The 12,982-nt window shown below is 56.6% G+C and carries 13 protein-coding genes and 1 tRNA gene; 5 read left to right on the plus strand and 9 right to left on the minus strand.

Annotated elements, in window-relative coordinates; all coding sequences use genetic code 11:
* Positions 1 to 180: 180 nt before the first annotated feature.
* Complete coding sequence (locus AC2FI9_RS02785) at positions 181 to 1,176, plus strand: helix-turn-helix domain-containing protein (RefSeq protein WP_496765368.1); 996 nt, start codon at positions 181 to 183, stop codon at positions 1,174 to 1,176.
* 233 nt (positions 1,177 to 1,409) lie between these two features.
* Here AC2FI9_RS02785 and AC2FI9_RS02790 read toward each other — a convergent pair whose 3' ends face one another.
* The 3 genes from AC2FI9_RS02790 to AC2FI9_RS02800 form a co-directional block, all read right to left on the minus strand.
* Positions 1,410 to 3,047 (minus strand): adenylate/guanylate cyclase domain-containing protein, encoded by a 1,638-nt coding sequence (locus AC2FI9_RS02790; RefSeq protein ID WP_496765373.1) that lies wholly within the window; start codon positions 3,045 to 3,047, stop codon positions 1,410 to 1,412.
* A gap of 120 nt (positions 3,048 to 3,167) precedes the next feature.
* On the minus strand, positions 3,168 to 3,398 hold the full coding sequence (locus AC2FI9_RS02795; protein WP_496765375.1) for a hypothetical protein: 231 nt from the start codon (positions 3,396 to 3,398) through the stop codon (positions 3,168 to 3,170).
* Between the two features lie 27 nt (positions 3,399 to 3,425).
* Positions 3,426 to 3,584: a hypothetical protein gene (locus AC2FI9_RS02800; protein WP_496765377.1), complete on the minus strand. Its 159-nt coding sequence runs from the start codon at positions 3,582 to 3,584 to the stop codon at positions 3,426 to 3,428.
* 292 nt (positions 3,585 to 3,876) lie between these two features.
* Here AC2FI9_RS02800 and AC2FI9_RS02805 point away from each other — a divergent pair, with 292 nt between their 5' ends.
* Positions 3,877 to 4,977, plus strand: a complete 1,101-nt coding sequence (locus AC2FI9_RS02805; RefSeq protein WP_496765379.1) for a Hint domain-containing protein — start codon at positions 3,877 to 3,879, stop codon at positions 4,975 to 4,977.
* A gap of 101 nt (positions 4,978 to 5,078) precedes the next feature.
* On the opposite strand, the gene AC2FI9_RS02810 is transcribed toward AC2FI9_RS02805, so the two are convergent.
* The 4 genes from AC2FI9_RS02810 to AC2FI9_RS02825 form a co-directional block, all read right to left on the minus strand.
* Positions 5,079 to 5,168 (minus strand) — tRNA-Ser (locus tag AC2FI9_RS02810).
* 171 nt (positions 5,169 to 5,339) lie between these two features.
* Positions 5,340 to 6,413, minus strand: a complete 1,074-nt coding sequence (locus tag AC2FI9_RS02815) for a hypothetical protein (protein WP_496765381.1) — start codon at positions 6,411 to 6,413, stop codon at positions 5,340 to 5,342.
* Between the two features lie 128 nt (positions 6,414 to 6,541).
* Complete coding sequence (locus AC2FI9_RS02820; protein WP_108860111.1) at positions 6,542 to 6,859, minus strand: DUF3775 domain-containing protein; 318 nt, start codon at positions 6,857 to 6,859, stop codon at positions 6,542 to 6,544.
* A gap of 87 nt (positions 6,860 to 6,946) precedes the next feature.
* Positions 6,947 to 7,720, minus strand: coding sequence for a DUF1365 domain-containing protein (locus tag AC2FI9_RS02825; protein WP_496765383.1), 774 nt, complete (start codon positions 7,718 to 7,720; stop codon positions 6,947 to 6,949).
* Positions 7,721 to 7,869: 149 nt separating this feature from the next.
* Between AC2FI9_RS02825 and AC2FI9_RS02830 the strand changes: the two genes are divergently transcribed.
* The 3 genes from AC2FI9_RS02830 to AC2FI9_RS02840 are packed head-to-tail and all read left to right on the plus strand — an operon-like array spanning position 7,870 to position 9,650.
* Positions 7,870 to 8,526: a sigma-70 family RNA polymerase sigma factor gene (locus AC2FI9_RS02830; protein WP_496765386.1), complete on the plus strand. Its 657-nt coding sequence runs from the start codon at positions 7,870 to 7,872 to the stop codon at positions 8,524 to 8,526.
* A gap of 10 nt (positions 8,527 to 8,536) precedes the next feature.
* Positions 8,537 to 9,187 (plus strand): ChrR family anti-sigma-E factor, encoded by a 651-nt coding sequence (locus AC2FI9_RS02835; protein WP_496765389.1) that lies wholly within the window; start codon positions 8,537 to 8,539, stop codon positions 9,185 to 9,187.
* A 58-nt stretch (positions 9,188 to 9,245) separates the two neighbouring features.
* Positions 9,246 to 9,650, plus strand: a complete 405-nt coding sequence (locus AC2FI9_RS02840) for a hypothetical protein (protein WP_496765391.1) — start codon at positions 9,246 to 9,248, stop codon at positions 9,648 to 9,650.
* Between the two features lie 3 nt (positions 9,651 to 9,653).
* Here AC2FI9_RS02840 and AC2FI9_RS02845 read toward each other — a convergent pair whose 3' ends face one another.
* Positions 9,654 to 10,883, minus strand: coding sequence for a DNA recombination protein RmuC (locus AC2FI9_RS02845; RefSeq protein ID WP_496765394.1), 1,230 nt, complete (start codon positions 10,881 to 10,883; stop codon positions 9,654 to 9,656).
* A gap of 52 nt (positions 10,884 to 10,935) precedes the next feature.
* Positions 10,936 to 12,780 (minus strand): DNA mismatch repair endonuclease MutL, encoded by a 1,845-nt coding sequence (mutL, locus tag AC2FI9_RS02850; protein ID WP_496765397.1) that lies wholly within the window; start codon positions 12,778 to 12,780, stop codon positions 10,936 to 10,938.
* Positions 12,781 to 12,982 lie beyond the last annotated feature (202 nt).

Here is a 12,982-nt window from a genome sequence, read left to right on the forward strand (position 1 = left end):
CGACAACGCATATGGCGACAGAAACCTAATCTGCACATGCCCCCCAATGGACGCATACGAAGAAGCCGCTGAGTAAACGGGCTGCAAATTACGGTCGACCCCCGCCAAAAGCGGGGGTCGGCCAAAAGAAATGAGCGGTGCCCCGAAGGGCAAAGCCGAAGACCATCAGGTGGAGGAACAATGAAACACTATGTCCTCAAAAATGCCCGTTCACGGCAAGCCTGCGTTGCCAGGCAAACACCCAACAGAAATCATCACGTCGATGTTGTCCTCTCTGGCGCGGACACCGAAGCATCTGCACAGATCGTTCTGGATTTCTTTGATGCCTTGAACAGGCTGGTCGAACATCATTCTTACATCATCAACATTCGCAGGTTAGCTAAAGACCCGGTCGGAGGGCCGCTCTATTGGTCTGGGCGAACGGCACTGTTTTGGGGGGATATCCACGAAAACTGGCGGTTGGATGACTCTGAGAAATCATGGACCTCGCAGGTTGTGAACCTGTCGTCGCGCACAATACTTGTCGGCAGCGCCGTTTTGCTGCTTGCTCAAATCGGGCGTGCAGAGAAAACAGTCGCCGCGGTGCACCCCAACTTCACGGCCGCAGCGCAGGAAATCGGACTGATCGAAGATGGTTCGGGTATCCACATGGCCTATGATAACCGTTTGCACAGCGCATCGACCCGGTTGAGCGCATTACGGTTGTTGTCCAATTTCGTTTCGATCGATCACGGAGAGCACCTCGCAGACACTCTGCGCGGATACATCGGCCTGTCCGAGCCCAAAAGGACCGCCAAGAGCCATATTGCAATCCGGCTTTTCCAACGGTCCGAGGCCGATCCACAAGTGCGCCGAGCCATCGAAACGATGAGTGATAATCTTGAGGACCCATTGCGGATCTCGGATCTGGCGCAAATGCTGGGAACGTCTACCCGACAGTTGCAGCGTCGGTTCCTGAACAGAACCGGCACAAAGCTTTTGACAACGTACAGAGAACTTCGTCTGGAACGGGCTGACACGTTGCTTCGAACAACGGATCTGTCGCAGCGAGAGATTTCGGCAGCCACTGGGTTTTCTTCTGCTGTCGCTTTGGGTCGCGCCTTTCGCGCCCACTACAAGACATCCCCGGACGACATCCGAAATCAACGCTTTGCGGGACAGTTATCTGCCAGGTAGGACGAAAAGGACCGCGCCCTGGTTAACAGTCGGTTCGTCCCCCCACATCAAGTCAAACACACTCGCTGACCCACGCATCGGGTGAGTTGCCGTCCCATCGGGCCGTCATCAGCGTGCGCACTGAAGCTGTTTTGGTTGGCTCAGTCTTGTAGATTGCAGGCGCGCTCATCGCTGGCAAATGACCGCCCGACCCCTCCTTTTGAAGTTACGACGAGCGCAACTCCCTGCATTTGTCAGGGATAGGGGGCACAAACGTGAGGCGCCGTCCGGCTTTCGACCAGACGCGCCAGTTCATAGGCCGAAACGCGGGTTCCTATGCCTTTCAGATCGAACGGTCCCGCCGGGGTCATATCTATCCGGACCTGACGCGCAGTCGCATTTGAGACAAGCACCTGACCGTCCTTGGCGATTTCACACAGGCGTGCCGCCAGATTGGGTGCAGGCCCAATTGCCGAGTAATCCAAACGACCCTCAAAACCAATCCGACCCAAGGTTGCTGCGCCCGTTGCGATCCCAATGCCGAGACCAAGACCGTGCTGAGCGATACCAGCCCTGTACGGGACCATCGCCTTTCGGACATCCACTTGCATTTTCTGGGCCAGATCAACGGCTCTCTGCGCAGCATCATCCAGCGGCACTGGCGCGCCGAACAAAACCATCAAACCGTCGCCGAGAAACCGTTCCAACGTTCCCCCGCAGGCTTCGACAAGCGGTCCACAAGTGCCATGAAATGCGTTGAGCGCCGCGACGACCTGATCCGCATTGGCAACGGTGGCGAAGGCCGTGAAACCGCGCAGATCGGCAAAAAGAACTGTGATCTCGGCCTTACGGGTCCTCAAGACATCCTCCTCATCCGTCGCGCCGACAATCATCGCTGCCACCTGAGACGGCAGGAAGCGTTTCAGACGATTGGTGCGCTCGATCTCTTCTATCTGGTTGGCGACCCGAGTTTCCAGCGCTGCATTCAAATCAGCTAGTTGGGCTTTTTGCACTTCGACTTGCCCGTAAAGCGCACCCAGTTTTTCGCTGGTCTGGTTCACGTGGTTTGCCAGCTCGCCCAGTTCGTCCCGATTGGGAACCGTAATCCGGTTGTCGAACCCACCCCGGGACAGCTTGCTGAGCACCGCATGGATACGTTCGATCGGCCACAACAGGGACGACGAAATCGAATATCCCAACAAAAGGGCAATCCCAATCGCCGCGATCGCCGCAGCCGTGATGCTTAGGCGTGAAGTCAAATATGCCTGTTCTGTAGTCCGCGCCAGTTCGCGCACTTCCTGTTCGACATTCTGCGCCACGGTATACGCCTCGCGCTGCATGGCTTGGAGCGGCTCGAACATGTGGTCGATACCGTGTTGCGCTGCGGCTAACAGATCGCCTTCGCGGTTCAGACGGCGCAGTTCAGTGATTGCCGGTAATATGTCCTGAAGGTCAGATCGAAGGTTCGCGATCGCCTGCTCATCTGGCATTCCCGGCTGTCCGAAACTGCGAAAACCAAGGGCAAGGTTTCGCTCTAGTGCTGCCGAGACGTGAAGTATCGAACGCGTAGAAGCCCCCAGAATTCCGTTCTGACGTGGACGGCCTTTCAGGTTCTGCGGAACGAACAAGGACAGTAGATGTGTGTTCAGGTTCGAGATCGTTGTGTGGGTGTCATTAAAGAACGCAATACGTTCCTGATCGCGCATCATCGTCTCGGACCGGAGATTGGCCTGAAGCAAGGCATAAAGACCAAACAACACCAAGCAAACCAGCAGACCGGTTATTCCCAAAAATGCCACCAGCAGCTTGGCCCGAACCGAAAGAGCGACCTTGGCGACGCTGAGCGCAACCAAGGGCGGCCTGTCAGGGCCACCGTTGCGGTCGTGTGTCATGCTGCACCCCCCGCCGAAATACGCGGCAGAACTAGCGTCATTGTACACAAATATGCAAAAAAACGCTAGCAAATAGATCAAAATGTCTGTGCAAATTGCACTGCTCTAGCAGAGTTTGCGCTACTTTTTGGACGGGTTGTTTTCGGCGTAATCGCGCAGGCATTGGGTATCCGCGGCAACCGAGTGATTACGGTTGATTTTCACGCCCTCCGGCTTGAGCTGCGAAAACGCACGGCTCAGGCTTTCGGGCTTCATGCCCAAGCGTCCTACAATCAGCATCTTGTCATAAGGCGGCTCAACCTCACAGCCGTCGGCCACCTTGTCGGACAGGTTCATCAAAAATTTGGCCACCTGCTGCGCGCCAGTCTGGGCCTTGAGTTATTCAAGCTGTGCGACCACCGAATGCAGATGGGTAAAGGTCGAAGTCAGGATCGATACGCGAATCTCAGGGTCTTCGCGCATCAGGGACAAAAAAACCGGGTTGGGAAGGTGCATCACTACACAGGCCAATATGGCTTCTACCCGTGTTAGCGCCATGCTCATCGTCATGACATTTCGCAACGCGATCACCGTTGCACAGTTTAGCTAGTGAGATCGGTACCCAGCGCGGCCCACCGCACTGCCTTAACGAAAGTCAGGCCCATGGCAGAGTAGCGTTATGGTAAAAAGGCCAGCCACATTCATGAATTCAAAAAAATGCCGTGGTATTGCCTTGAAATAAGGGGATTGATTGGCGACTGTTGCTGAAAATACCTATTGAATGGTGGTTTATGTGCCAAAAGTTCTGACTGAAATGAACGGCGCGCGCAAAAAAGGTGGTGAGTTGTAAATGGCAAACTATTCCTACATTGGATATGATCCCGACGTCATCACGGTGGGGTCGGGCCAGGTCATTTTGGACACCGATTTTGACCCGGCCACTGACCGGCACGTTTTCAATGTCGAGGATGCAGCAGGCGGTGACATTCTGTCACGACCCGGGAATCCAACGCTGCCCGATACCGGCACCGTCTTTAACGGCGACTTCAACAGCAACGAAAGCGGCGATGACTTAACACAGACCGGTACGGTCACCAATCTGGACGGGTCCACAACATTTTTCAGTGGTGATATTTACCTTGAAGAATCCTATATTCTGACCGATCCGGACGGTGGCACCATCACCGTCTACCGGGTCGAGGTCGAGGGTGACCTGGCAGGCTATATTACGTCAGAGCCTTTGGAACCCGGCACTGCCTATTCGATGACGATTGTCAACGTCACGCCAGGCAATGCGCCTGATACAACCGACCCCACATCCATCGTTGACGTGCCCTGCTTTACGGCTGGCACACTGATCCGGACACCGGGTGGAGATATTGCGATCGAACGTCTGAGTGTAGGCGATTTGGTTGAGACGATGGACCGGGGTCCGCAGCGTATCCGCTGGATCGGTGCGCGTACGCTGACCAGTCAAAAGCTGTCGGAAAAGCCCAAACTGCGCCCGATCCGCATCGCCGCCGGTGCATTAGGCAGCGGACTGCCTCAGCGCGACTTACTTGTTTCCCCGCAACACCGGATGCTGGTGCGGTCCGCCATTGCAATCCGAATGTTCGAAACCAGCGAAATCCTCGTGGCCGCGCACGCGCTGGTTGGAATTTCCGGTATCTCGGTCGAGGAAAACACTCAAACCGTCGAGTATTATCACATGCTGTTCGAACAGCATGAGATCGTCTTTGCCCAAGGTGCCCCATCGGAAAGTCTGTTTGCTGGCGCCGAGGCCCTCAGGACGGTGCCGGCTGCGGCACGGGCAGAAATGCTGGAACTGTTTCCCGCCTTGGCCACAGAGGATTTCGTACCACCATCAGCGCGTCCGATCCCGGCCAAAGGCAAGCAGGTTCGGCATATGGTGCAACGCCACATCAAGAACAACCGATCTTTGATCGAGTAATCGAATACAATTGAAGAGCAACAGCGACCTTAATTGTGTTAGGCAAAACAACCCCATAAGGGGCTGAAAAGCATCTTTTCCAATTGAACGGAAATGGTAGGTGGCGGAGACGAAGGGATTCGAACCCTCGAGACCCTTCCGGGCCTACTCCCTTAGCAGGGGAGCGCCTTCGACCACTCGGCCACGTCTCCGCTGGCCGGTATATCCTTGCATGTCGACCAGATACAAGACGATTTTGATCAAGCGCGATATTTTTCTGAATTCGAATGCGCCGGGGCTGCTGAGATGCATTTGCTTGGCGACAGTGCTGCCCCATCTGTTTCCTAGTGCGATTTGGAACTATGAGGAGCGTCACTACAACGTTAACCCGGTTCCTCAGCTTCGATTGCGGCCCGCATGAGGAACAGAGTCGCCGGATCTAGTTCGCTTTGGGCCATGATAGCCTCAAAGTTGGGGTTCAATGCGTTGGTACCCCAAGGTCGTACAGCCAGGGCAATCCAGATCGCAACAGTGCTGTCTTTGTCCAACTGATGCCTAAACACATCCAGGATCCGGGACCGCAAATCGGGATAGGTCGTTCCGCCATCGGCCAGACTGCGGATCAGGATGCGCTTTTCGTCGGCGGAGCGTTCAGGCCGTTGCAGCGACTTTTCGATTTCAAGGATTGCCCGATCCCCATCAACTGTGATTCCCGCCAGCCCCCAGTCGTATAGGTTGAGGTTTCCGCTGCGAAGCGCGCTTTGATAGCCAAGCCTTACGCGTTCTTTAGCCTTCGGATCCGACTGAAGACCCAACAATCGGATAAGTGCCGGCGCGTAGGCTAAACGATTGGGATTGCGAAGATCCTGCAATAATTGTGCGGTTGGCACAGCATCGGTCAGGTGGGTCAAAAGCCAATAGGGCGCGCGGTGGATTTCGATCAGCGCCGTGTTGCGCAACAGGCGATCTTCATGTGTGAGATAGGCACTGAAAAAGGCAACCTGCGCCGCGCGATCCGGCGCGCCACTGGCCCAGCCCTGCCCCTCGGCACGCAGTGTTTTAAGGAAGTGGGCCCTGTCCGGTGTCATCAGGAACCCTTTGGTCCAACCACTGGGCAGGCTGCGACCGGCCTTGTCCTGAAACCTCGTCCCGTAGACCATCAAAACCGTTCTGTCCGGATTCGCACGAAAGGCGGATCGCGTAACGCTGTCGACCAGGAAAGGTATTTCGGGCAACGCCCCAACCTGTTCCGGCGTGCCTTTCAAAACCGAAACGGGGGAGAACCTGAAAGGGTTGTCTGGCGATGGTGCCGCCAGCACGATAACACGCGCCGAAAGAATCCGGTCCGCCAGAGAATATTCCGGAAGCTCAACGCAGACGCCGCAGGCTTGGGCAGGGCGGGAATGGAAGCCCACGCAAAGCGCGAACACCGCAAACAATTGCAAGACGCGCCACATGGATCACGCTCCGTCTAATAGCACCCCAGCCTGAATGCGGGCTTTCGGGTTTCCTGACCATGTTATCCGAAAACCGGGTATTCAGCGAATGTATTGCAGGCTGCAACGGTTGCACATAGTTGGTGCACTTACATCAGGTCGTTTTCCACATCCTCTGCTGAGATGCCCAGTGCATCCAAGCCATTTTCAAGATGATCCGACATATGCGGCGTACCGATCAGGTAGTCTGCGCAAGGGGTCGAAGCTTCGGACTTGGCGGTTGCAATAGCCTCAGGCAGATCTTCGGCGAAAAAGCTTTCTCGCCCAACCCACATGACAGCCACCAGTTCGGCCTGTTCGTCCTCGCTCATCCGGTCAATAAAGGCGCGCAATTCGCCCTCGGCACGACCCAATTCGCGCCCCATCATTGCAACCTGAGCAATTTTCCTTGGCGAAATTTCCATCATGACCCAACTCCTCGTATTCGCGGTTTCAATAGTACCACAACCATGAGGAAGGGGCTGAGTCTTTGATCTTAAGCAAAGACCTAAGGGCTAAGGCTTGCGACTGCGGGATATCGGCTGATCGGGCACAGGGGCGGTTCGGAACGGGACAAACCGTGCCTTCTTGATCTTAAGTTTGATCGCCTGCCACACAATAAGGAAAAACGCACGTCGCGCACCGAAGGGGCGCCGCAGCAACGACCACAGGATCGCCCGGTTGGTCAGCGGCGCGCGCGGCCCGGTCAGGGTGGCAATCAATCCACCCGCTTTTCGACCATAGTCAATCCAGACGCCGATACGCTCGGGGCGATGGTCAAAGCGAAACTCATACGTCCCTTCGATCTTTTGAAACGGTGAGACATGCATCAGCTTGTCCGCAACGATGCGATCCGTCGGCTGGATCGGCGCAAACCCGGGATTGTTGCACAGATAGCTGTGGCGCGTGCCGTAGGTGTTCGTAACCTCGGCTACCACCGCATATAGCTGTTCACCGGCATCGAAGCAGAACCAGAAGCTGACCGGATTGAAAACATGCCCCAGCACCCGTGGCTGCGTCAGCAACTCAAGCCTTGCAGGTTGCGTCACACCCATTTCGTCGAATTTAACTCGCAACCACGCCGCACTCTGCCCTTTGCCGGGTTCACCGCCGTGGTCACGGTCTCGCCAATACATCGCATTGGCGCGGTTCATCGAAAACAAAAGCGGTGTGTCAGGCCGGGCTTCGGGGTCCAGCAGGATGTAATCAATGGAATACCGAAACGCATTCTCGATCCTGCCTTTTCGACCGTGGTAAGTATGGCCTGAAATATGGTCGATCCTGTTCATTCTCGGCTGTGTTCCAGTATTCCTGTAAGCTGTTCAAGTGGCGCTGTTTTTTTCGTCATGTACATACGTATCATACGAAACATGGTCCGGTTTGGATTAATTTCGCATCACAATGTGATCCAGCTTGGGTGTCGCTGCGTATTGTTGTTATGTTTACCGAGATCGATACCGCGACCTTGGATGAACCGGTGGCCAGCAGGCCTTCACAGAAACCGTGGCGCGCAAAGAAACGCATCAAGGGAAAACCGGTGAACCGAGCGCAAGACAGTTGTGACAAACGAGCTGGGTGGGTGGACCACGTCAGACGCATAAGGGACACGCAGGACCAGGTCGCCTTTGCTGAGTTGTTTCAGCATTTCGCGCCGCGGATCAAGGCGTTCCTGATCAAGTCGGGCTCAGATGCGGCCATGGCCGAAGAGTGCGCACAAGAGGTGATGGTCACGCTGTGGCACAAGTCACATTTGTTCGACCCCACGCGGGCAACCGTGGCCACATGGGTGTTTACGATCGCCCGGAACAAGCGCATCGACGTCCTGCGCAAACAACGCCGACCCGAGCCCGAAGAACTGGGATGGGGACCCGAAGCTGAACCGGAGCAGGACGACATACTCGTGCTGCAACAGGAGACCGCGCAGCTGCGCAACGCGATGACCGCGCTGCCAGAGGCGCAAAGACAACTGATCGAGAAGGCCTATTTTGGCGATCTGAGCCATCGAGAAATCGCTTCTCAGACTGGATTGCCACTGGGAACGATCAAATCACGGATACGGCTGGCGCTGGACCGCTTGCGCCATGCGATGAATTGAGATGACGGATATGAGCAATAAGATCAAACATCACCTGACAGACGACCTGCTGATGGCTTACGCCGCAGGCACTCTGCCCGAGGCTTTCGACCTGATGGTCGCGACACATCTGTCCCTGTGCAATCAATGTCGTGCGCAGGCCGAAAGCTTTGACGCCGTTGGCGGATATGTCCTGGAAGAACAGGACGAGACCGTTGCGATGAACGACAAAGCACTTGCGGAAACGATGGCTTTGATCGCAAACGGTGCGCCGATTGCCAAACCCAGGCGACCCGGCTGCTCGGTTTTGCCAACCCCGTTGCAGGATTACGTGGGCGGTGACGTGAATGACATCCGCTGGCGGCCAATCGGCATGGGGGTCAAACAGGCGATCCTGCCGACGACCGGCGAAGCAACAGCTCGGTTGCTGTTCATTCCGGCGGGGACCGCAGTTCCGGATCACAGCCATAATGGTGTAGAGCTGACAATGGTTCTGCAGGGCGCGTTTTCGGATGAGGTCGACCGTTTTGCCCGTGGCGATGTGGAGATTGCAGATGAAGACCTGCACCATACGCCGACAGCCGACATCAGCGGAGATTGCATTTGTCTGGCTGTCACTGACGCGCCGCTGAAATTCAACAAGCTGATGCCGCGTCTGTTCCAACCGTTCCTGAAGATCTGACGCAATCAGCGCTCATGTGGTACCCTGCCCTGCAAGCTGAGTGGTGGAGGCATTTGAAATGATCCGGACTATGTTGTTTATCGTTGCCCTTATGGGTTTTTCATCTGTCGCTTCTGCCCAGTTGGTCGCTGACGTGAAGTTCGAACCGGGCAATTTCGGGACAATGGTCAATGGTACCGTCACTGGAAACGAGTACTTCGACTACAAGTTGGGTGCAAAAGCCGGACAAGAGATGTTTGCCGACCTGAAGGTAAGCGACACAAATGGCTATGGCGTGATCTACTTCAACATCCTGCCGCCGGACAGTGATGGTTTCGCGATCTACAACGGCTCGATCGACGGGAATACCGCGCGCATCGAATTGCCTGAGGATGGAGACTACACAATCCGGGTCTACCTGATGGGCAATGACCGCGATTCGGACAAGACGGTCGGCTACAATCTGGATCTGTCAATCCAGTAATGCCTAGCCTTCGGACTGGCCCAGAGGCACAACGTTGGTCTGATCGTCAGGCGCCAGTTCCTCGAAATCGAAGTTATCCAACCGCTGTGCCCGGCGGCCAGCCTTTTCCGCGCTGATCTTGATTTCCGAGATATCCTTGGCCGCTTGCCCAAAATGGCGGTCCAGATTGCCGACCCGATCACCCAAACGCTCAACATCCTTGTGCAGCAAACCCAGTTCTTTGCGGATCGCCCCAGCTTGTTCCCGCATCCGCGCGTCTTTGAGGATCGCACGCATCGTGTTCAGTGTCGCCATGCAGGTGGTGGGCGAGACGATCCACACGCGTTTGGTGAAACTCTCCTGCACCAGTTCAGGAAATTTGGCATGAAGTTCGGCATAGACCGCCTCGGACGGTAGGAACATCAGTGCTCCATCTGCCGTTTCACCGTCCAGAATGTACTTCTCGGAAATATCTGTAATGTGCTTACGCACCGTGCTGCGGAACATCTGAACCGCCGCCTTCAACTCCATGTCATTGGTCGAACCGATCAGCGCCTCATAGGCCTCCAACGGGAACTTGCTGTCGATGACAATCGGTCCTGGAGGGTTCGGGAGGTTGATCAGGCAATCTGCGCGCCGTCCATTCGACAGGGTTGCCTGCAGCTGGAAACTATCCGAAGGCAGCGCCTTAGAGACGATATCATTCAGCTGAATCTCTCCGAAAGCACCACGCGTTTGCTTGTTCGACAGGATATCCTGCAAAGACAGCACGTCGCCCGACAGTTTTGTGATATTGTCCTGCGCCTTGTCGATGGCGGCCAGACGTTCCTGCAGTTGTGTCAGCGATGTCGCGGTTTGTTTGGATGATCCATGCAGGGATTCCTTCATCCGCTCCTGCATCTCGCCCAAGGCACGTGCCGATTTAATCGCGTTATCCGCCAGTCGGTCATTCATCTGCTGCTGGACCGAGGACAGGCGGGATTCAACCGTTTGGATCACCTGCACCTGCGCATTGGCCTGTGTGTCCGAAACATGTTGCAATCCGCCGCGCAATTGTTCCTGCCCTTGCCCCAACTGCTGCACATGCTGGCCCAGGTGCGCCATCTGGCGGGACAGAGGTTCCGCCATCCTGGCCGACCGGTTGGCTGCGCGTAGCGACAGGAACAGCAACAACAAGATCAGCGTAACAACCCCACCCACGGTCAGGATCACGGGGTCGTTCAGTGCATATTGTGTTCCTGCAATCTCGATCATGTCGCCTCGGGTGTTCTTGTTTTATTCTCCATAGCCCAACCAAGCCAATGGATCAACTGCGGCCGAACAATCGCTCGATATCGCTCAGCTTCAATTCCACATAAGTCGGCCGCCCGTGGTTGCACTGACCGGAATGGGGCGTGGCCTCCATTTCCCGTAGTAGGGCGTTCATTTCTTCGGCCCGCATACGGCGACCCGACCGGACCGAGCCGTGACAGGCCACCCGGCTGAGGATCGCCTCAATCCGCGCTTGTACCATCTGGCTTTCGCCCTGATCGGCCAGTTCATCCAATATATCAAGGATCATCGCCCGCGCGTCCACCTCGCCCAGAATGGCGGGCGTTTCACGCACAGCGACCGCACCGCCGCCAAAGGGTTCAATCGTCAGACCCAGCTTTGTCAGGTCATCCGCAACCTGCATCAGGCGCGCGCAATCGCTATCGGACAGTTCAACAATTTCCGGGATCAGAAGCGCCTGCGCTGCGACGCCGTTCTCGGCCATCTGGTTTTTGAGCCTTTCATAAACCAGCCGCTCATGTGCCGCATGTTGATCTACGATCACCATGCCGTCTGCAGTTTGGGCGATGATGTAGTTCTCATGCACCTGCCCGCGCGCCGCCCCCAAAGGCAGGTCTTCGACCGGTGTTTCTGGGACCGAAGCCGGTTCGACAATGCTGCCGCTGTAGTCCTGAGACAGTTCGGCAAATCCCGGTGCCTGTGCCTGATACGCCACTTTTCGAGCAGCTGGCGAGGGACGGTCCATCTGATAGACGCGTGCCGGCGCAGGTTGTGCCGGTTCCGGACGCATAGCGCCCAAAGTCGCATTCGCCACTGAGGAGGAGGCCCTGTGCCCGGCCTCGGCCAGCGCGTGCCTCAAGGCCGAGACGATCAACCCGCGCGCGACGCCCGGATCGCGGAACCGGACCTCGGACTTTGCCGGATGCACATTCACGTCGACCAACGTCGGATCGCAGTCGATGAACAATGCTGCTGCCGGATGACGATCCCGGCTGAGGAAATCGAAATAGGCCGCCCGCAGCGCGCCCGTCAGCATCTTGTCGCGCACAGGACGACCATTGACGAACAGATACTGCTCCACCGCCGCACCGCGCGAATAGGTCGGCAAGGCGGCGTAACCGTACAACCGGATCCCCTCGCGCGTGGCATCGATCTGCAGGGCATTTTCAGCAAACTCGCGCCCGATCACGCGGGCCAGTCGGGCGTGAAGCGCGTCAAACAGATCACCATTTTCGCGGTCGGCGCGGAAGGTCACGCGCCCCTCTCCACCACCAGAGACGTCACGCAGAGTGAAAGTTACCGCAGGTTCGGCCATGGCAAGACGTTTGACTGTATCGGAAATCGCCTGCGCTTCAGCCCGGTCGGTGCGCATAAATTTCAATCGCGCAGGCGTGGCGAAAAAGAGATCGCGCAGTTCAACCACCGTGCCAGCACGTAAGGCGGCAGGTTTCACCGCCTCGATCCGACCACCCGCCACATGGACCGAGGCCGCCTCGCCCCCCGGCACCCGGCTGGTAATGGTCAGGCGCCCGACGGCGCCGAGCGATGGCAGCGCCTCACCCCGAAACCCGAAGGTGTGGATATTCAACAAATCGGACCCATCAATTTTCGAGGTCGCGTGGCGCGACAGGGCCAATGGCAGATCCTCAGCGGCAATCCCACAGCCATCATCGGTGACGCGAATCAGCGTCTTACCCCCATCGGCAATGTCGATCGCGACGCGGGTTGCGCCAGCGTCGATGGCATTTTCCACCAATTCCTTGACTGCAGAAGCCGGACGTTCAACAACCTCGCCTGCGGCAATACGGTTGATTGCTGCGTCGTCAAGTTGCCGGATGACCGGTCGATTTTCGCTGATATTGGGGTGTGCCTGCGCCATACCACCAGACCTAGCACATACGCGCGCGATTCTGCCACCGCTTTGGCTTGCATTTAATGTGAGGAGGGGGCGTTCGAACAATCGCACGGTGCCAGCCTAGACTTGCGGTCAGTCTGGGCGCGATTGCTCGAACGATCCGGAGTGAGTGGTGGTCATCCAATAATCAACGGGTCATTTCATACCACGAATACGGTTTCACGAT

The sequence above is a fragment of the Ruegeria sp. CDSA246 genome (assembly GCF_059611225.1).